17 protein-coding genes are annotated in these 20222 nt (G+C 60.7%); 6 read left to right on the top strand and 11 right to left on the bottom strand.

Annotated features, from left to right (window positions below):
* Window positions 1-97 precede the first annotated feature (97 nt).
* The 4 genes from KW839_RS15585 to KW839_RS15570 all read right to left on the bottom strand — a co-directional run bounded on the left by KW839_RS15585 (window position 98) and on the right by KW839_RS15570 (window position 5344).
* Window positions 98-475 (bottom strand): hypothetical protein, encoded by a 378-nt coding sequence (locus tag KW839_RS15585; RefSeq protein ID WP_060541803.1) that lies wholly within the window; start codon window positions 473-475, stop codon window positions 98-100.
* Window positions 476-549: 74 nt separating this feature from the next.
* Window positions 550-1362 carry a putative RNA methyltransferase gene (locus KW839_RS15580; protein WP_060541802.1) on the bottom strand — a complete coding sequence of 271 codons (813 nt, stop codon included), beginning with the start codon at window positions 1360-1362 and terminating at the stop codon, window positions 550-552.
* Window positions 1362-2513: a succinyl-diaminopimelate desuccinylase gene (dapE, locus tag KW839_RS15575; protein ID WP_218424779.1), complete on the bottom strand. Its 1152-nt coding sequence runs from the start codon at window positions 2511-2513 to the stop codon at window positions 1362-1364. The genes KW839_RS15580 and dapE overlap by 1 nt, the downstream gene beginning before the upstream one ends.
* Before the next feature lie 239 nt (window positions 2514-2752).
* Window positions 2753-5344, bottom strand: coding sequence for a glycosyltransferase (locus tag KW839_RS15570; protein ID WP_060541800.1), 2592 nt, complete (start codon window positions 5342-5344; stop codon window positions 2753-2755).
* A gap of 272 nt (window positions 5345-5616) precedes the next feature.
* On the opposite strand from KW839_RS15570, the gene tcdA reads away from it, so the two are divergent.
* Entirely contained in the window at window positions 5617-6435 is an 819-nt protein-coding gene (gene tcdA, locus KW839_RS15565) for a tRNA cyclic N6-threonylcarbamoyladenosine(37) synthase TcdA (protein ID WP_371318074.1), read from the top strand.
* Between the two features lie 89 nt (window positions 6436-6524).
* Here the strand turns inward: tcdA and KW839_RS15560 are convergent, their stop codons facing one another.
* The 4 genes from KW839_RS15560 to KW839_RS15545 form a co-directional block, all read right to left on the bottom strand.
* A complete protein-coding gene (locus KW839_RS15560) occupies window positions 6525-6929 on the bottom strand; it encodes a SufE family protein (protein WP_218424777.1) in 405 nt (134 codons plus the stop codon).
* A complete protein-coding gene (locus KW839_RS15555) occupies window positions 6926-8131 on the bottom strand; it encodes an aminotransferase class V-fold PLP-dependent enzyme (protein ID WP_218424776.1) in 1206 nt (401 codons plus the stop codon). The genes KW839_RS15560 and KW839_RS15555 overlap by 4 nt, the downstream gene beginning before the upstream one ends.
* Window positions 8132-8356: 225 nt before the next feature.
* Window positions 8357-9391 (bottom strand): 2,3,4,5-tetrahydropyridine-2,6-dicarboxylate N-succinyltransferase, encoded by a 1035-nt coding sequence (gene dapD / locus KW839_RS15550; RefSeq protein ID WP_218424775.1) that lies wholly within the window; start codon window positions 9389-9391, stop codon window positions 8357-8359.
* A 32-nt stretch (window positions 9392-9423) separates the two neighbouring features.
* Window positions 9424-9732, bottom strand: a complete 309-nt coding sequence (locus tag KW839_RS15545) for an arsenate reductase (protein WP_371318076.1) — start codon at window positions 9730-9732, stop codon at window positions 9424-9426.
* 256 nt (window positions 9733-9988) lie between these two features.
* Between KW839_RS15545 and KW839_RS15540 the strand changes: the two genes are divergently transcribed.
* Window positions 9989-11620, top strand: a complete 1632-nt coding sequence (locus KW839_RS15540; RefSeq protein ID WP_218424773.1) for a Na+/H+ antiporter — start codon at window positions 9989-9991, stop codon at window positions 11618-11620.
* Between the two features lie 9 nt (window positions 11621-11629).
* Here the strand turns inward: KW839_RS15540 and dapC are convergent, their stop codons facing one another.
* The 3 genes from dapC to map all read right to left on the bottom strand — a co-directional run bounded on the left by dapC (window position 11630) and on the right by map (window position 16557).
* A complete protein-coding gene (gene dapC / locus KW839_RS15535; protein WP_218424772.1) occupies window positions 11630-12829 on the bottom strand; it encodes a succinyldiaminopimelate transaminase in 1200 nt (399 codons plus the stop codon).
* Between the two features lie 197 nt (window positions 12830-13026).
* Window positions 13027-15729: a [protein-PII] uridylyltransferase gene (locus KW839_RS15530; RefSeq protein WP_060541026.1), complete on the bottom strand. Its 2703-nt coding sequence runs from the start codon at window positions 15727-15729 to the stop codon at window positions 13027-13029.
* Window positions 15730-15774: 45 nt separating this feature from the next.
* Window positions 15775-16557 (bottom strand): type I methionyl aminopeptidase, encoded by a 783-nt coding sequence (gene map, locus KW839_RS15525; protein WP_060541027.1) that lies wholly within the window; start codon window positions 16555-16557, stop codon window positions 15775-15777.
* 360 nt (window positions 16558-16917) lie between these two features.
* Between map and rpsB the strand changes: the two genes are divergently transcribed.
* The 4 genes from rpsB to frr all read left to right on the top strand — a co-directional run bounded on the left by rpsB (window position 16918) and on the right by frr (window position 20217).
* Entirely contained in the window at window positions 16918-17655 is a 738-nt protein-coding gene (rpsB, locus tag KW839_RS15520) for a 30S ribosomal protein S2 (protein WP_060541028.1), read from the top strand.
* A gap of 190 nt (window positions 17656-17845) precedes the next feature.
* Entirely contained in the window at window positions 17846-18709 is an 864-nt protein-coding gene (gene tsf, locus KW839_RS15515) for a translation elongation factor Ts (protein ID WP_060541029.1), read from the top strand.
* Window positions 18710-18919: 210 nt separating this feature from the next.
* Window positions 18920-19663, top strand: a complete 744-nt coding sequence (pyrH, locus tag KW839_RS15510; protein ID WP_003222124.1) for a UMP kinase — start codon at window positions 18920-18922, stop codon at window positions 19661-19663.
* Window positions 19660-20217 carry a ribosome recycling factor gene (frr, locus tag KW839_RS15505; protein WP_028622555.1) on the top strand — a complete coding sequence of 186 codons (558 nt, stop codon included), beginning with the start codon at window positions 19660-19662 and terminating at the stop codon, window positions 20215-20217. The genes pyrH and frr overlap by 4 nt, the downstream gene beginning before the upstream one ends.
* Window positions 20218-20222 lie beyond the last annotated feature (5 nt).

The following is a 20222-nucleotide window of genomic DNA, read 5'->3' as shown; positions in this document are numbered from 1 at the left end:
GCTCGCGAATGCGGTGCGTCAGTCAGCATTGATCTCTACTGACGCACCGCATTCGCGAGCAAGCCCGCTCCCACATCCTGCTCGGTGTCGCTCTGCTTTAAGCAGTTTTCCAGGTGATCTCTTCTTCACCATCGGCGCTGATGCGTATCCAGCGATCCGCTGTTTCTTCACCTTCTTCTTCGACCCAGCTACCTGGTGCGCAGCGCACTTCGACGTTCAGCGCGACAAACGCGGCGCGGGCGCAGGCGATGTCGTCTTCCCACGGGGTCTGGTCGCTTTCAAGGTACAGGCTGTTCCATTTGCCCACGGCCTTGGGTAGCCAGGTCACTGGCACGTTGCCAGCCTTGCACTTGTAGGTCTGGCCTCTCTGCACCCAGTCGCTGCACGGGCCCAATGCCGCACCGAGCCAAGCCGAGATGGCTTTGTGGTCGACGTCGGCGTCTTTCAGGTAAATCTCGATATCGGGTTGGCGCATGGATGTCCTCACTGCGTGTCTGAAAAATCCATTCGCGGATTTAGCCGGGCTCAAGCGGATGCTCAAGGCCAATATTAGGGTTGAAGAACGAAATAATCGTAGCGCATCGACACGGTGACCTCGAACGGCTCAGCCTGCTCGATGACCGCTGCCCGGCGTTCAGCGCTGGCGCGCCAGCCGTGGGGCGTCATGGCCAGCAGGTTGGCGCGATCCTGACCATGGGCAAGCGTCAGCTTGAACTCCAGGATCTCGCTGTGTTGCAGCTGCATGCCGTCCGGCACCAGGTCCAGATGCTTGTCGTCGATGTACTCGCGTACTTCGTCGTACAGCCGCTCGCGCAATTCCATCAGGTGGCCGCTGGTCGGGCCGACCTTCATCAGGCCGCCGCCGGGGCTGAGCAGGCGTTTGGCCTCCTGCCAGTCCAGCGGGCTGAAAACACTGGCCAGGAACTGGCAGCTGGCCGATGCCAGCGGCACCCGGGCCATGCTGGCGATCAACCAGGTAATTGCCGGGTTGCGTTTGCAGGCACGCTTCACCGCTTCCCGGGAAATGTCCAGGGCGTATCCGTCGGCGTTCGGCAAGGCCTCGGCGATCTGCGCGGTGTAGTAACCCTCGCCACAACCGATGTCGAGCCAGCGCTGTGGCGCATAACCCGCAGCCAGCTCCGCCAGGCGCCTGGCCACCGGTGCGTAATGGCCGGCGTTGAGGAAGTCACGGCGGGCCTCGACCATTGCCTGGTTATCCCCAGGGTCACGGCTGTTCTTGTGCTGCACCGGCAGCAGGTTCAGGTAGCCCTGGCGCGCGCGGTCGAACCGATGCCCGGCGGGACACGCCACGCCGTTATCCACCGCGCTCAGCGGTTCACTGCAGATCGGACACGCGAGCATCAGGCGAGCAACTTGATCAGGGTCTGGTAGTAGATTTCGGTCAACACATCGAGATCAGCCGCCAGTACCCGCTCATTGACCTGGTGAATCGTCGCGTTGACCGGGCCCAGCTCGACCACTTGCGTGCCCATGGTCGCGATGAAGCGCCCGTCGGAGGTGCCGCCGCTGGTGGAGGCCTTGGTGTCACGACCGGTGATGTCCTTGATGCTCGACGACACCGCGTCGAGCAGAGCGCCCGGCTCGGTGAGGAACGGCAGGCCGGACAGTGCCCAGTCGATGTGCCAGTCCAGGCCGTGCTTGTCGAGGATGTCGGCGACGCGCTTTTGCAGGCCTTCGACGGTGGACTCGGTGGAGAAGCGGAAGTTGAACACCGCGATCAGGTCGCCGGGGATCACGTTGGTCGCTCCGGTGCCGGAATTGACGTTGGAGATCTGGAAACTGGTCGGCGGGAAGAAATCGTTGCCGTGGTCCCAATGCTCGGCGGCGAGTTCCGCCAACGCCGGAGCTGTGAGGTGGATCGGGTTCTTCGCCAGATGCGGATAGGCCACGTGACCCTGAATGCCGCGTACAGTCAGCTTGGCGCCGAGGGAGCCGCGACGACCGTTCTTGACCACGTCACCGACCAGGGTGGTGCTCGACGGTTCGCCGACGATGCACCAGTCCAGGCGCTCATTGCGTGCGGCCAGGCGCTCAACCACTGCCTTGGTGCCGTGGTGCGCCGGGCCTTCTTCGTCGCTGGTGATCAGGAAGGCGACCTTGCCCTTGTGATTCGGGTAGTCGGTGACAAAACGCTCGGAGGCGACGGTCATGGCGGCGAGGCTGCCTTTCATGTCAGCCGCGCCACGGCCACAGAGCATGCCGTGTTCGTCGATCAGTGCGTTGAACGGTTCGATCTGCCAGGCCGCCACCGGGCCGGTCGGGACCACGTCGGTGTGGCCGGCGAAGCACAGCACCGGACCGTCGTCCTGGCCGTGGGTGGCCCAGAAGTTATCCACATCTTCGATGCGCATCGGTTCCAGGGTGAAACCGGCATCGCCCAGGCGCTGCATCATCTGCTTCTGGCAATCGGCGTCGAGCGGCGTCACGGATGGACGGCGGATCAGGTCGATGGCGAGTTGGAGGGTCGGCGAAAGGTCGGCGTGGGCCGTCATGGAAAACTCCGGAAACTTGAGGTATGGGCTTGGGCTTTTAGTGTGGGAGCGGGCTTGCTCGCGAATGCGGTGTATCAGTCAACATACTCCTCGACTGTTACAACGCATTCGCGAGCAAGCCCGCTCCCACAGGTATTGGCTTCGATCGGCAAGCCGAGGCACGCCAAGCCCCGCAAAATGGCGGTTATCTTAAAGCAAAACGGCGACCATTGGCCGCCGTTTAGTGCATCCGCAGAGATTTAGACCGCTGGTGCGGTTTGCGCCTCGACAGAAGGTTTTGGCAGCGACGACAGGAACGCCATGATCAGCGCCGCCACGTACGGCAGCGACTGCACCAGCAACATGATGACCCAGAAGCGCATGTCGTTGCTCGGCAGGCCGTTGACCAGGAAGATCCCCAGTGCCGCGCCCCACAGCAGCAGCATGATGAACATCTCTTCCCGGGCCTCGGAAATCGCCACCCAGAAGCCATGGTTATCGGCATTCTTCGGTGTGCGGAAGAACGGAATGCTGCTGGTGAAGAAGCCGTACAACACCGCTTTGGCAATGGTATGGGACAAGGCCAGCCCGGCCAGCGCCGCGCAGAAGGCATCCTTGAGATTGACCCCGACCGCTCGACGGTAGAGGAAAATGATCTTGGCCACCTTGAACACGAACAGTGCCAATGGCGGGATGGCGAAAATCAGCAGCGGCGGATCCACCCGCTGCGGCACGATGATCATCGCTGCCGACCACAGCAGCGCGCCGACAGTGAAGAAGATGTTCATGCCATCGGCGACCCACGGCAACCAGCCCGCGAGGAAGTGGTAGCGCTGGCCGCGGGTCAGCTCGGTGTCCTTGCCGCGCAGCAGGCTGGCGGTGTGGCGCTTGATGATCTGAATCGCCCCGTAGGCCCAGCGGAAGCGCTGTTTCTTGAAGTCGATAAAGGTATCGGGCATCAAGCCTTTGCCGTAGCTGGTGTGGTAATACGCCGCCGACAGGCCTTTCTCGAACACGCGCAGGCCCAGTTCGGCATCCTCGCAGATGCACCAGTCGGCCCAGCCCAGCTCTTCGAGCACCGAGCGCCGGGTCATGGTCATGGTGCCGTGCTGGATGATAGCGTCACGGTCGTTGCGGGTGACCATGCCGATATGGAAGAAGCCCTTGTATTCGGCATAGCAGAGCTTCTTGAAGGTGCTTTCGTTCTGGTCGCGATAGTCCTGCGGCGACTGCACCACGGCAATTTTCGGATCGGCGAAGTGCGGCACCATGTGCTTGAGCCAGTTGCGGTCGACGCAGTAATCCGAGTCGATCACGGCAATCACTTCGGCGTCCTTGGCGGTGTGCGGAAGCAGGTAGTTCAGCGCGCCGCCCTTGAAGCCGGCCAGTGGGGCGACGTGGAAGAACTTGAAGCGCGGGCCGAGGGTGGCGCAGTAGTCGCGCACCGGCTCCCAGACCGCCGGGTCCTTGGTGTTGTTATCGATGATCAGGACTTCGAAGTCCGGATAGTCGAGGTTGGCCAGGGCGTTGAGGGTCTGTTTGACCATCTCCGGCGGCTCGTTGTAGCAGGGCACGTGAATCGACACTTTCGGGCGGTAGCTGGAGTCGCCTTCCACCGGCAGGAACTCGCGCCGGCGCTTGTGCACCCACACCGCTTCTGCCAGTTCATGGGCTTCGGTCAGCAACACGATGAACACCCCGAGCGCACCAAGGGCGAGCAGGAACCCCACGGTCAGGCTGAACCAGGTGCTGTATTGCAGGCTGTAGTCATAACCGATCCAGACCAGCACCGAACCGCAGAGGAACGCGATAAAGGTCAGGAAGGTGCGGCCGCGTTGGCGCAGGGCCGAGCCGTCGATCATCAGCAGGGTCAGGGACAACAGGGCCAGCACGACGGAGCCGATGGCCAGCACGCGCCATTGCGGAATCGCCACTACCGGGCCTTCGAAGTTGAACTTCTGCTGGCGTGCGGCGTTGAACACGCCCCAGTAGGCGCCAACGGAACCTTCGTCACTGGCTTTCCACGGCTGGTCAAACGCTTCGATCACGAAGTAGTTGAAGCCCTGACGGTTGAGTTTGTTCACCAGGGTGCGCAGGTAGATGGCCTGGTCTGCCGGCGACGCGTCGGCGCCACCGCGCATGCGGCCGTTGCTCGGCCAGCCCACTTCGGACAGCAGCAGCGGCTTTTTCGGGAACATCTTTTTCAGGTCGCGAGCGCGGTCGAGAACGAACTGCCCGGCCTTGTCCATCGGGATGAACTCCCAATAAGGCAGGACGTGCGCGGCGATCAGGTCGACGTGCCTGGCCAGTTCCGGGTGTTCTTCCCAGACGTGCCACTGCTCGGAGGTGGTGACCGGTACCTTCACGGCAGCGCGGACGCGATCAAGGATCATGCCCAACTCGGCGGCGCTGATTTCCTTGCGGAAGATCGCTTCGTTGCCGACCACCACACGAACCACGCTGCGCGAGGAATTGGCGATTTCGATGGCACGGTTGATCTCGCGTTCATTGCGTTCCTGGTCCGGGCTGATCCAGATCCCCAGCGTCACCCGCAGGCCGAACTCTTCCGCCAGTTTCGGAATGTTTTCCAGCGTGCCGTCGACCGAGTAAGTGCGGATGTTGTCCGTCAACTTGCTCATGATCTCCAGGTCGCGGCGCATCTGATCGTCGGTCGGATACTGCTCCTTCTGTGGAAATTGGCCTTGCTGGAACGGCGAGTACGAAAAGCCGGAGATCTGTTCCGGCCAGTTGGGTGCGGTGACCGGGCGATTGATCAGCGCCCAGAAGCCGGTAAACAAGGCGGCGATGGCGAGCACCACGACCAGGTTGAGTCCAAATTTACGCGATGACATAGCTATTTCGGGTTCCAAGGAATGTGGAACAAAAGAACGGTCGGCGGCCGCACAAGGGCGCGCTTCCTACACCGGCAGCTCACTGAACTTACATCGCACAGGGAAATGCCGGACGTTGGGCACTCCAAGTCGACTTAAGTTCTTTCCTTAGAGCATGTAGTTCAATTCTTCGTTCGATGTAGTCTTATCAAAGGCAATGACGCGCCCGTTCATAGCCCAAAAGATGCTCTTGGCCGCGGACGGCCCTATAATGCGCGCCGGTTTTTGGGGTAATGGTCATGAGTACAGAAGATCCGCGGTTTGCTGGCATTGCCCGTTTGTATGGCATCGAAGGCCTGGAGCGTCTGCGCGCGGCCCATGTGGCGATAGTCGGCGTGGGCGGTGTGGGTTCCTGGGCGGCAGAAGCCATGGCCCGTTGCGGCGTGGGCGAGATTTCGCTGTTTGATCTCGACGATGTTTGCGTCAGTAACGCCAACCGCCAGTTGCACGCGCTGGACAGCACGGTCGGCAAACCCAAGGTCGAGGTGATGGCCGAGCGCCTGCGCGGCATCAACCCGGACTGCACGGTGCATGCGGTGGCGGATTTCGTCACCCGCGAGACCATGGCTGAGTACATTACGCCGAACATCGATTGCGTGATCGACTGCATTGACAGCGTCAACGCCAAGGCGGCGCTGATCGCCTGGTGCAAACGCCGCAAGATCCAGATCATCACCACCGGCGGCGCGGGCGGACAGATCGACCCGACCTTGATCCAGGTCTGCGATTTGAACCGCACCTTCAATGATCCGCTGGCCTCGAAAGTGCGCTCCACTTTGCGCCGCGACTATGGTTTTTCACGCACCGTGACTCGCCATTACAGCGTGCCGTGTGTGTTTTCCACCGAGCAACTGCGCTATCCGAAACCTGACGGCAGCATTTGTCTGCAGAAGAGTTTTGTCGGCGACGGCGTGAAACTCGACTGCGCCGGCGGGTTTGGGGCGGTGATGATGGTGACGGCGACCTTCGGCATGGTCGCGGCGACCAAGGCGGTGGATAAGATCGTTGCCGGGGTGCGGCGCCCGTCGGAGCGGATAAAGCCTCAAGTTTAGCTGGTTGGGCTGATAGCCTCATCGCGAGCAGGCTCGCTTCCACAGGGCAATGCATTCCAATGCGGGAGCGAGCCTGCTCGCGATGACGTTTAACCAGCCAACTCCGTCATCCGCTTAAGCACCGCATTCAGGCCATTGCTGCGCGACTGGGACAACTGCCGCCCCAGGCCCAACTGATTGAACCAGTCCGGCAAATCCACCTGTTGCAATTCGGCCACCGACAGTCCGTTGACCCGCGCCAGCAGCAACGCCACCAGCCCGCGAATCAGCCGCGCATCACTGTTGGCATTGAACTGCCAACGGCCATCGCGCAATTGCCCTACCAGCCAGACCTGGCTTTCGCAGCCATGCACCCGGTTGGCTTCGCACATGTCTTCGGCGCTCAACGCAGGCAGACGCTCGCCCCATTGCATCAACAGGCGTGCCCGCTGTTCCCAGCCGGCGGCGGCCTGAAAGGTTTCGAGCGCCTTTACGGCATCGGCAGGCAGGTTCATCGCAGTAACTCCAGTGCCTGATCCAGCGCCTCGAAGAATCGTTCCAGGTCGGCGGAGTCGTTGTACAGCGCCAGTGACACCCGGATTGCTCCGGCCAGTTCGAAGCTTTTCAGCAGCGGCATGGCGCAGTGATGACCGGCGCGCACGGCGATGCCTTGCTCGGTCAGCAAATGCGCCAGGTCAGAGTTATGCACAGCCTCGACGGTGAAACTGACCAGCGCCAGTTGCGGTTTGCCCAGCAGGCGTATGCCATTGCGCGATTGCAGGCCCTTGAGCAGGTAGTCATGCAACGCCGCCTCGTGGGCGGACACGGCGTCCTGATCGAGTCCGGCCAGATAGTCCAGGGTTGCACCCAGACCAATCACGCTGGCGATCGGCGGCGTTCCGGCCTCGAAGCCCAAAGGGGCCGGGTGAAAGCGTGCATCGTGGTAATTGGCATCCAGCACCATTTCACCGCCGAACTGCCAGGGCCGCAGCAGCTGCAGCGCCTCATTGCGCCCGAAGAGTACGCCCAGCCCATCCGGCCCATAGAGTTTGTGGCTGGAGAAGACATAGAAGTCGCAGCCCAGCGCCTGCACGTCGTGGCGGCCGTGGACCACGCCTTGCGCGCCGTCGATTACGGTCAGCGCGTTGTGCGACTTGGCCAGTGCCAGCAATTGCCCCAGTGGTTGCCAGGCACCGATTACATTGGACAACTGACTGACCGCCAGCAGGCGTGTGCGGGGGGTGATCAGGCGGGTGGCGAGTTCCAGGTCGATCACACCGTCGGGATTGAGCGGCAGGATCACCAGCCTCAGATCGCGACGGTGCGCCAGTTGTTGCCATGGCAGCAGGTTGGCGTGGTGCTCCAGGGCGCTGATGACAATCTCATCGCCCGGATTGAATAGATGCTCCAGGCCGTAGGCCAGGAGATTCAGCGCGGAGGTCGCACCGTGGGTAAAGACAATCTGTCCGCTGTCACCGGCATTGAGCCATTGTGCCACTTTGCTGCGGCTATCCTCGAACGCCTGGGTGGCGTGGGCACCGGGCAGGTGCTGGGCACGATGCACATTGGCCGCGCCGTTGGCGTAGTAATGCGCCAGGGCATCGAGCAGGGCTTGCGGTTTTTGCGTGGTAGCGGCGTTGTCCAGATAGGTCTGGCCTTGCCGTTGCAGGGCGGCGATGGCCGGAAAATCGGCGCGCCAGGGAGAGGGAATCATCATGTGTTCGGCCCTATGAACTTGGGCGAGTGTACGTCGGACCTTGTGGGACCGAGCCTGTGTGGTGAAGGGACCTTGTGGCGAGGGGGCTTGCCCCCGTTGGGCCGCGGAGCGGCCCCATGCTCATGGCAATGGCCCGGGACTACTGCGTAGTCCAACGGGGGCAAGCCCCCTCGCCACATAAGCCCCCTTGACACAAGCTTGTTCCCACAGGGGATCATGCGACGCTTAGTTGTGAGCGTGCAGCGCTTCGTTCAGTTCGATGGCCGATTTGTGGGTTTTGCACTCCACGGCACCGGTCTGCGAATTGCGGCGGAACAGCAGGTCGGTCTGACCGGCCAGTTCACGGGCTTTGACCACTTTGACCAGGTTGTCGTTGGCGTCCAGCAGGGCAACCTTGGTGCCGGCGGTCACGTACAGGCCCGACTCGACGGTGTTGCGGTCGCCCAACGGGATACCGATACCGGCGTTCGCGCCGATCAGGCAGCCTTCGCCGACCTTGATCACGATGTTGCCGCCACCGGACAGGGTGCCCATGGTCGAGCAACCGCCGCCCAGGTCCGAACCCTTGCCGACGAACACGCCCGCCGACACGCGGCCTTCGATCATGCCCGGGCCTTCGGTGCCTGCGTTGAAGTTGACGAAACCTTCGTGCATCACGGTGGTGCCTTCGCCGACGTAGGCGCCCAAGCGGATACGCGACGCATCAGCGATACGCACGCCGGCCGGAACCACGTAGTCAGTCATTTTCGGGAACTTGTCCACCGAGAACACTTCCAGCAGTTCGCCGCGCAGGCGGGCTTCAAGCTGGTGCTCGGCCAGTTCGGCCAGGTCGATCGCGCCCTGGCTGGTCCAGGCCACGTTCGGCAGCAACGGGAAGATCCCGGCCAGGTTCAGGCCATGGGGCTTGACCAGGCGATGGCTCAGCAGGTGCAGCTTGAGGTAGGCCTCAGGGGTGGACGACAGCTGGGCGTCTTCGGCAAGCAACGTGGCGACCAGCGGTTTGTGGCTTTCGGCCAGACGGGTCAGCAAGGCTGCCTGGCCAGCGTCGACGCCTTTGAGCGCTTCAGCCAGTTGCGAGGCCTGGGCGGTGCTGAACGCGATCGCCTGATTGCCTTCGGTGTAACCCAGAACAGGCGCGATGGCGGCGATGACTTCAGCCGAAGGATTGAGAACAGGTGCGGCGTAAAACACTTCCAGCCATGCACCTTGACGGTTTTGGGTGCCGACGCCGAAGGCCAGGCTGAACAGGGTAGTGGACATGTGTATACCTCTAACAAAATTGAACGGGCTGCTTACTTGAGCGCGGCCGCGTAGATATCAGGCTTGAAGCCAATCAGGGTTCGGTCACCGAGATCAAGCACCGGGCGCTTGATCATCGAGGGTTGTGCGAGCATCAGTTCGATGGCTTTCGTCTGGTCGAGATCGGCTTTGCGTTCGTCTTCGAGTTTGCGAAAGGTCGTACCTGCACGGTTCAACACCACCTGCCAGCCGTGCTCGTCGCACCATTGGGTCAGGTGTTCACGGTCGATACCGGCCGTTTTGTAATCATGGAAGTCGTAGCTGACGGCGTGTTCATCGAGCCAGGTGCGCGCCTTTTTCATGGTGTCGCAGGCTTTGATGCCGAAAAGGTGCAACGTTTTGCTTGAAGCGGTCAAGGAATTGCCCCCTTTGCAGGTACTGTCGAATAAACGGTGACGGATTATGCCATGACCGGACGGTTTCGCGTCGGCTGTGGTGGATATGTCATTCGTACGCAGGACCTGTACAAGCCTGTGCGACAATGGTGCAACGGTCAGGCGCAGTCTATGCGGCTAATATGGCACTTGTGCGCTGTCGATTGTCCGGGATCCGAGATTTATGCAAACCGCCTACACCGTCCTGATCCTGCTGATGCTGGTTGGCGTTTCACGCCTGATCGGACGGGTGGTGCCGTTGCCGTTGCCACTGGTGCAAATCGCCGCCGGAGCCTTGCTCGCCTGGCCGACGCTGGGGTTACATGTGGCCCTTGATCCGGAGTTGTTCCTGTTTCTGTTCCTGCCGCCGCTGCTGTTCTCTGACGGCTGGCGCATGCCCAAGCGCGAATTCTGGCGTTTGCGCGGGCCGATTCTGACCCTGGCCGTGGGGTTGGTGTTGTTTACCGTGGTCGGTGCGGGATATTTCATCCACTGGCTGTTGCCGAGCATACCGTTGCCCGTCGCCTTCGCCCTGGCGGCCGTGTTGTCGCCCACCGACGCCGTGGCAGTCTCGGCGATCTCCCAGAACCGTTTGCCGACGCCCTTGATGCACATGTTGCAGGGCGAGGCGCTGATGAACGACGCCTCGGGCCTGGTGACGTTCAAGTTTGCCCTGGTGGCGGCTGTGACAGGTGTGTTCTCCCTGGCCACTGCCAGCGTTACGTTCGTGCTGGTGGCCGTCGGCGGCCTGGCTGTCGGCGTGGCCTTGAGTTGGCTGGTCGGGCGCTTGCGCGCCTGGATGATAGCCCGCGGCTGGGATGATCCGGCGACCCATGTGGTGTTCATGTTGTTGCTGCCGTTCGCCGCCTACGTGCTGGCCGAGCGCGTGGAAGTGTCGGGCATTCTGTCGGCGGTGGCGGCGGGCATGATGCAGAGCTGGCTCGACCTGCTGCCGCGCCAGACCAATACGCGCTTGCTCAATCGCAGCGTCTGGTCGTTGCTGGAGTTCGCCTTCAACGGCCTGATCTTCCTGCTGCTGGGCTTGCAACTGCCGGACATCATCAAAGCGGTGGCCAGCCACGAAACCTCGCTGTGGCCGACGCTGCTGTATCGCTGCTTTGACGTGGTGGCGATTTTCCTGGTGCTATTGGCACTGCGGTATGTCTGGGTGCAGAGCATCTGGCGAGCGTCGATCCTTCTGCGGCGTCTGCGCGGCAAGGGTGAAATGACCCAGTTGCCGACTGCGCGGTCTTGCTGGTTGCTGACCGTGGGCGGGGTGCGCGGAGCGGTGACGCTGGCCGGTGTGATGTCGGTGCCGTTGCTGATGGGTGGGGTGGCGTTCCCGGAGCGTGATCTACTGATTTTCATCGCCGCCGGTGTGATCCTGTTGTCGCTGATCGCCGCCTGTATCGCTCTGCCGCTGTTGTTGCGCGGTATCGATAAAAGCCCCGACGACAAGCGTCGCAATGAAATACGCGAGGCCTGGCGTAAAACCGCCGAGGCGGCCATTCATGCGCTGGAATCCGAAGAGGCCGGCCCTCAGGATGCGGCCCAGGCAGCGCTGGCCGCAGAGCTGAAAGCGCGGATCATGTCCGAATATCGGCACCAACTGGATATCTTCAATGACTCGGCAGAAGCCCAGGCCTTGGCCTTGCAGATGGACTTGCTCGAACGGCGCCTGCGTTTGAAAGCGCTGCGGGCGCAGCGCCTGGAGTTGTACAGCCTCAGCCGTCATCACCAGATTGGCGATGACGTGTTGCGTGAGGTGCTGGGCGAGCTGGACCTGAGTGAAGCCAAGCTCGGTCAGGTGAAATAACGCAGGCGGTTATTTGCGGCGCAGGATGAAGTCGCGAATACGTTCTGCCGCTTCCACACATTCGGCCAGCGGTGCAACCAACGCCATGCGCACACGCCCTGCGCCCGGATTGATGCCATCGACATCCCGCGACAGGTAGGAACCCGGCACCACGGTCACATGTTCCTGCTCGAACAGGTCACGGCAGAAGGCGGCATCGTCGCCGGCCACATTCGGCCACAGGTAGAAGCTGCCATCCGGGCGTTGTACATCCATCACCGGGCTCAGGATTGCCAGCACCGCATCATACTTCTCCCGATACAGCGTACGGTTGGCCCGCACGTGCACTTCGTCGTTCCATGCTGCAACGCTGGCCAGTTGCGTCTGCACCGGCATTGCGCAGCCATGGTAGGTGCGATAGAGCAGGAAGCCCTTGAGGATGTCGGCATCACCGGCGACAAAGCCCGAACGCAGGCCTGGCAGGTTGGAGCGCTTGGACAGGCTGTGGAACACCACGCAACGCTTGAAGTCTTTACGGCCCAGTTCCACGCAGGCGCTGAGCAAGCCTGGCGGTGGGGTCTGCTCGTCGAAGTACAGTTCGCTGTAGCACTCGTCGGCGGCGATCACGAAGTCGTGTTCGTCGGCCAGGGCGATCAGTTTTTTCAGGGTTTCGACCGGGATCAGCGCGCCGGTCGGGTTGCCCGGCGAGCACAGGAACAGGATCTGGCAGCGTTTCCAGATGTCTGGCGATACCGCGTCGAAGTCCGGGTTGAAGCCGTTTTCATCCAGGCACGGCAGGTAGTGCGGCTTGGCCCCGGCGAGGAACGCGGCGCCTTCGTAGATTTGGTAGAAGGGGTTCGGGCTCACGACCAGTGCGTCGTCGCCCCGGTTGACCACGGTCTGAGTGAAGGCAAACAGGGCTTCACGGGTGCCGTTGACCGGCAGGACGTTGCGCGCGGGGTCGATCCAGCCGCCAGGTACGTTGAAGCGACGCTCGCACCAGGCGGCGATAGCTTCACGCAGGGCCGGGATGCCGAGGGTGGTCGGATACACCGCCATCTGATCCAGGTTGCTGGCCATGGCCTCGGCGACAAAGCTCGGCGAGCGGTGTTTCGGCTCGCCGATGGACAGTGCGATGGCGCGTTTGTCCGGGTTTGGCGTGACGCTGCCGAGCAGGGCACGGAGCTTTTCGAACGGGTAGGGCTGGAGCTGGGTCAGAGCGTTGTTCATCGGGGGCCTCGTTCAGTGTGGAGGCAGGCCTGCGTGGCGAAGGGGCTTGCCCCCGTTCGACTGCGTAGCAGTCGTAAAACCATGATATGCGGTTTATCTGATAGACCGCGCTTGAGGTTTTAGGGCCGCTTCGCAGCCCAACGGGGGCAAGCCCCCTCGCCACAGAAATCTGCTTTCACAGTGGGAAATTTGTTGATTCAGATGCTGATGCGCGACAGTTTGATATCGGGTTCCTGGTTGACGCTCAATTGCTCGACGATTGCATCCTGCAAGCGGCTGCACAGCAGCGGGTCGGACAGCGGCTGATTATTTGCGTCGGTAATGAAGAACACGTCCTCCACCCGTTCGCCCAGGGTGGCAATCTTGGCGTTCTGCAGCGACAGGTCGAACTCCAGGAATATCGTGCCGATTCGCGCCAGCAGGCCCGGGCGGTCGGGAGCCGTGAGCTCCAGCACAGTCACCGGGCGTTGGGCGTCGTTGTGGATCGTCACCTGCGGTGCAAAGGCGAAGTGCTTGAGCTGGCGTGGCACCCGGCGCTGGATGATCGTCGGGTAGTCGTCCGGGTTGCGCAAGGCTTCTGTCAGGCCATCGCGGATCTGTTTGACCCGCGCCGGGTTGTCGCCGATCGAATCGCCGTCGGTATCGAGCACGATGTAGGTGTCGAGGGTGAACTGGCTGCTGGAGGTGATGACCCGGGCGTCGTGAATGTTCAGGTTGAGCTGGTCCATCGCCGCCACGGTCACGGCGAAGAAGTCGTGCTGGTCCGGCGCATAGATGAAGATCTGCGTACCGCCTTCGAACTCGCGCTGGGTGGTTTCCTTGATCAACACCAGCGGCCCGCCGTCAGCCGGTTGCTGGAGGATCGCATCACTGTGCCAGGCAACGTCGCCGGCGGTGTGGCGCAGGAAGTAGTCATCGCCCAATTGCGACCACAGTTGCTCGACGTCGTCCGGATCGGTGCCGCCACGCACGAGAATGTCCAGGGCTGCGCTCTGGGTCTGGCGGATCTGCTCTTCGCGGTCCACCGGGTTTTCCAGGCCGCGGCGCAGGGCGCGCTTGGTCTCGGTATAGAGTTGGCGCAACAGGCTGGCACGCCAGGAATTCCACAGGGTCGGGTTGGTGGCGTTGATGTCGGCGACGGTCAGCACATACAAATAATCGAGGCGGGTTTCATCGCCGACGGCGTGGGCAAAATCGTGGATTACCTGCGGGTCGGACAGGTCCTTGCGCTGGGCAGTGGTCGACATGACCAAATGGTATTGCACCAGCCAGACGATCAGGCGACTGTCCCACACCGGCAACTGATGGCGCTGGCAAAAGGTTTCGGCATCGACCGCGCCGATCTCCGAGTGATCGCCATGCCGGCCCTTGCCGATGTCATGGTATAGACCGGCCAGGTAGATCAGTTCGGGCTTGGGCAGCTTGCCCATGACCTTGCTGGCCAACGGGAATTTTTCCGACACCTGGGTGTACTGCAATTTACGCAGGTGTTTGATCAGGTTCAGGGTGTGCGCATCGACCGTATAGATGTGAAACAGGTCGTGTTGCATCTGCCCGACGATCAGGCCGAACTCCGGCAGATAACGCCCGAGAATGCCGTAACGGTTCATCCGCCGCAGATTGCGGTGAATGCCGATCTTGCACTTGAACAGCTCGATGAACAGGCTGGTGTTGCGGATATCGTTGCGAAAATCGTCGTCGATCAGATGGCGGTGTTCGCGCAACAGACGAATGGTGTCGGCGCGCACGCCTTTGATTTCCGGCTGCTGGGCCATCAGCACAAAGATTTCCAGCATGGCGAATGGCGTGCGGCGGAACACATTGTTGTTGCGCGCCTCGATGTAGCCGTCGTGCAGCTGGAATCGCGAGTTGATCGGTTGCGGCGGCGCTTCGTCTTCCGGTGCGAGGATGACTTCCTCGAAGTGCTGGATGATCAGGTCGCTGAGCTGGGCGATGCTCATGACCACCCGGTAATACTGCTGCATGAAGCTTTCGATGGCTTGCTTGACGTCATTGCCCTCGAAGCCCAGCAGTCCGGCGATGGTGCGCTGGTGATCGAACAGCAGGCGGTCTTCAGCGCGGCCGGCGAGCATGTGCAGGGCGTAGCGAACCTTCCACAGAAACTCCTGGGAAGACGCCAGCAGGGCGTTTTCGCTTTCGACCAGGAAGCCTTCGCCGGCCAGTGCTCGCAGGTTCAGGGTGCCATACTCGCGACGGGCCACCCACAGAATCGTCTGGATGTCCCGTAATCCGCCGGGCGAGCCTTTGACGTTGGGCTCCAGGTTGTACTCGGTGTCGTTGTACTTGTGATGGCGGGCTTTCTGCTCGGCGCGCTTGGCCAGGAAAAAGTCCTTGCTCGGCCACATGTGCGCGGTGCTGGTGACATCCAGCATGCGCTGGCGCAGGTGCTCCGGGCCGGTAATGGTGCGGCTTTCCATCAGGTTGGTGACTACCGTCAGGTCGGCGCGTGCCTCGACGGCGCATTCCTCGACCGAGCGAACGCTCTGTCCTACTTCCAGGCCAATGTCCCACAGCAGGGTCAGGAAGCGCTCGATGGAGTCGCGGAAAATTTCATGGTCTGCACTGTCCAGCAGGATCAGCAAATCGATATCGGAGTAAGGGTGCAGTTCGCCGCGGCCGTAGCCGCCGACCGCGACCAGCGCAATGTCGGCGTCTTCGCTCCAGTCAAACTGATCCCAGGCCTTTTGCAGGATGTTATCGACGAACCAGGCACGATCCTCGATCAGCCTGCGAATGTCCCGGCCGCTGCGAAACCGCGAGTCGAGCACTTCCCGGGCCTGGCGGATGGCCTTCTTGAAGGCCGATATCGGGCTTGCCTTCAGGGCCAGTTCAGCCTGGAACTGGCCGCGGTCGAAGAGTTCGGGATCCACCTGCGGCATCGATTGGCATTCCTTTCTATAAGGCTGGGTAACGGCTGGTCGGACTCAGGCCGAAACGCGTGCGATGGTATCGTCGCTGCGCAGGGTGAAGATCTCGTAACCGGTCTCGGTCACCAGCAGGGTGTGCTCCCACTGGGCAGACAGCTTGCGGTCCTTGGTAATCGCGGTCCAGCCGTCGCCCAATACCTTGGTGTCGGCACGGCCCTGGTTGATCATCGGCTCGATGGTGAAGGTCATGCCGGCTTTCAATTCCATACCGGTACCGGCACGGCCGTAGTGCAGGATCTGCGGCTCTTCGTGAAATACCTTGCCGATGCCGTGGCCACAGAACTCGCGAACCACCGAAAAGCCGTTCTTTTCCGCGTGCTTTTGGATGATTTCACCGATGTCGCCCAGGCGGCAGCCGGGTTTGACGATTTCAATCGCCTTGTACATGCATTCCTGGGTGACCTGGGACAGGCGCTCGGCCCAGACCGGCACGCTGCCGACGTGGAACATGCGGCTGGTATCGCCGTGGTAACCGTCCTTGATGACGGTGACGTCGATGTTCAGTGTGTCGCCATCCTTGAGCGGCTTGTCGTTCGGGATGCCGTGGCAGACCACGTGGTTGATCGACGTGCAGATCGACTTCGGGTAACCCTTGTAATTGAGCGGGGCAGGGATGGCCTTCTGCTCGTTGACGATATAGTCGTGGCAGATCTGGTTCAGTTGATCGGTGGTAACGCCCGGCTTGACATGTTCGGCAATCATTTCCAGCACATCGGCGGCCAGCTTGCCGGCGATACGCATCTTGGCGATATCCTCGGGGGTTTTGAGGGTGACGGTCATACAGGCTCTCTCTGCGCTCGAAGGCGCTTTCTAAACGGAAAGGGCGTTGCGCGATCGAACTTCGCAGCCCTGAAAAATGCGATTCTACCAGACGATCAGCGCAAATCAGCGCCTCTGTGCGTCGCTTCTCCTTATAGAATGGTGGATTGCTGGCGGATTCCAAGGCTCGGCGCCGGGATTTCATAATCCGGGTTCCGTTTTTGCCTGCCCTGTGGTATAAAATGCGCCGCTTTCCGGGGATGTCCCGAAAAGCCTAAATCCACACACGTGTCGACACGATGACCTGGGTGCCTTCAGCTGAAGCTGCTGGTTGGTCATTGGGATACGTGGAGGCCAAACCCGACTTATTAAGGAACTATCATGTCCCAAGTCAACATGCGCGATATGCTGAAGGCCGGTGTGCACTTCGGTCACCAGACCCGTTACTGGAACCCGAAAATGGGTAAGTACATTTTTGGCGCGCGTAACAAGATTCACATCATCAACCTTGAAAAAACCCTGCCAATGTTTAACGAAGCTCTGACTTTCGTAGAGCGTCTGGCCCAGGGCAAAAACAAGATTCTGTTCGTCGGCACCAAGCGTTCCGCTGGCAAGATCGTTGCTGAAGAAGCAGCACGTTGCGGTTCGCCGTACGTCGATCACCGCTGGTTGGGCGGCATGCTGACCAACTTCAAAACCATCCGTGCTTCCATCAAGCGTCTGCGTGACCTTGAAGTACAAGCCGAAGACGGTACTTTCGCCAAGCTGACCAAGAAAGAAGCGCTGATGCGCTCCCGTGACCTGGAAAAGCTCGATCGTTCCCTGGGTGGTATCAAGGACATGGGCGGTCTGCCAGACGCTCTGTTCGTTATCGACGTTGATCACGAGCGCATCGCGATCACCGAAGCCAACAAGCTGGGCATCCCGGTTATCGGCGTAGTCGATACCAACAGCAGCCCGGAAGGCGTTGACTACATCATCCCAGGCAACGATGACGCAATCCGCGCTATCCAGCTGTACATGGGTTCGATGGCTGACGCTGTGATCCGTGGTCGCAACAACGTTTCCGGCGGCACCGAAGTCTTCGTTGAAGAAGCTCCGGCAGCTGCAGCTGAGTAATTGACGCCCTGGCGTTGACTCAGTAAGCAAAAAGGGGGCTTGGCCCCCTTTTTGCCACCTCGAAAACCATTTGTCGGCGCCCACTGCTTTATCTGTAACGTGCGGCAGCTAACAAGGGTGGTTCGGGAAGAATTGAACGCCCGTTCGATCGGGTGGAATGGTTGATAACCTATCCAAGAGGAATTTTGAAATGGCAGAGATTACTGCAGCGTTGGTCAAAGAACTGCGCGAGCGTACCGGCGAAGGCATGATGGATTGCAAAAAGGCCTTGACCAAGGCTGGCGGCGACATCGAAAAAGCCATTGATGACATGCGTGCTTCGGGCGCGATCAAGGCTGCCAAGAAAGCTGGCAACGTTGCCGCTGAAGGCGCTATCGCCATCAAGGCTGACGACAAGTGCGCCGTACTGCTGGAAGTTAACTCGCAGACCGACTTCCTGGCCCTGCAAGACGACTTCAAAAACTTCGTTGCTGCCAGCGTAGAAAAAGCTTTCGCCGAGAAACTGACCGACGCAGCTCCGCTGATCGCCGCTCAGGAACCTGCTCGTGAAGCCCTGGTTGCCAAAGTTGGCGAAAACGTCAACATCCGCCGTCTGGTACGCGTGGAAGGTGACGTAGTCGGCACCTACCTGCACGGTAACAAGATCGGTGTTGCTGTTGTTCTCAAGGGCGGCGATGTTCAGCTGGCCAAAGAGATCGCCATGCACGTGGCGGCAAGCAACCCTGAGTTCCTGCTGCCATCGCAGGTTTCGCCAGAAGCCATCGAGCGCGAGAAGGGCGTTTTCCTGTCCCTGAACGAAGACAAGATGAAAGGCAAGCCAGCTGAAATCGTCGAGAAGATGATCGCTGGCCGTATCACCAAGTTCCTGGCCGAAGCCAGCCTGGTTGAGCAAGCTTTCGTCATGAACCCGGAAATCACCGTGGGTGCCCTGGCCAAGAAAGCCGGCGCTGAAATCGTTTCCTTCACTTACTTCAAAGTAGGCGAAGGCATCGAGAAGCCAGTCGACAACTTCGCTGAAGAAGTTGCCGCACAGCTGGCTGCCGCCAAGCAATAAGACGGTTTTTTAACTGTCGCCCTGAAGAGGCTGCCCGCTCACGCGCGCAGCCTCTTTTCAGATGGGGTACCAATTTTTATTTGGTTTCCTGTTGGAACTGGCTTACAAAGCCATGTTCCGATGGCGCTGAAGCAGCACCAAGCTAGAGTGAACGCCAGCTGAAAACAGCTCGCAAAGAATTTTTAAAATACGCCGCAGGAGAGATTCGCAATGGCTCAGCAGGGCAGTGGTTATCAGGCTCGCTATAAACGCATTCTACTCAAGCTCAGCGGCGAGGCCCTGATGGGCTCGGAAGAGTTCGGGATCGACCCGAAAGTTCTGGATCGCATGGCCCTGGAAGTTGGTCAACTGGTCGGCATCGGTGTCCAGGTGGGTCTGGTCATCGGCGGCGGCAACCTTTTCCGTGGTGAAGCGCTGAGCAAGGCTGGCATGGATCGGGTCACGGGCGACCACATGGGCATGCTGGCCACTGTGATGAACGCCCTGGCCATGCGCGACGCGCTTGAGCGTGCCAACATCTCGGCCATCGTCATGTCGGCCATTTCCATGGTTGGCGTGACTGATCACTATGATCGCCGCAAGGCCATGCGTCACCTGAACTCCAAGGATGTAGTGATTTTCGCTGCCGGTACCGGTAACCCGTTCTTCACGACGGATTCGGCGGCCTGCCTGCGTGCAATCGAAATCGATGCCGATGTCGTGCTCAAGGCGACCAAGGTCGATGGCGTCTACACCGCCGACCCATTCAAAGACCCGCATGCCGAGAAGTTCGATCATCTGACCTACGATGAAGTACTGGATCGCAAGCTGGGTGTGATGGATCTGACGGCCATCTGCCTGTGCCGCGACCACAAGATGCCGCTGCGCGTCTTTAACATGAACAAGCCCGGCGCCCTGCTGAACATCGTACATGGCGGCGCTGAAGGGACCCTGATCGAGGAAGGCCAACAATGATCAACGAAATCAAGAAAGACGCTCAAGAGCGCATGCAGAAGTCCCTGGAGTCTCTGTCCCACGCCTTTGGGCAGATCCGTACCGGCAAGGCTCACCCGAGTATTCTGGGTAGCGTGATGGTGCCGTACTACGGTGCTGACACCCCGCTGAGCGGCGTCGCCAACGTGACTGTGAAAGATTCCCGGACCCTCCAGGTCGTGGCGTTCGAGCGCAACATGCTCGCGGCAGTCGACAAGGCGATCCAGAGCGCGGGCTTGAACCTCAACCCGACGAACCTGGGTGAGTTGCTGCTGATCTCCATGCCGGCCCTGACCGAGGAAACCCGCAAGGGCTTCACCAAGCAGGCTCGCAGCGCTGCAGAGGATGCCCGTGTTGCCGTGCGCAACATCCGTCGCGACGCGCTGGGTGACCTGAAGAAACTGGTCAAGGACAAGGAAATCAGCGAAGACGAAGAGCGTCGTGCTGCTGCCGATATTCAGAAACTCACCGACAAGGCAGAGGCCGATATCGACGCGGCGACCAAGCAAAAAGAAGCGGACCTGATGGCCGTATAAGGGTC

This window comes from Pseudomonas sp. PDM31 (genome assembly GCF_019218965.1).
Lineage (GTDB): Bacteria > Pseudomonadota > Gammaproteobacteria > Pseudomonadales > Pseudomonadaceae > Aquipseudomonas.
The sequence above is the reverse complement of the archived record's forward strand: the minus strand, read 5'-3'. Positions and strand labels throughout refer to the sequence as shown.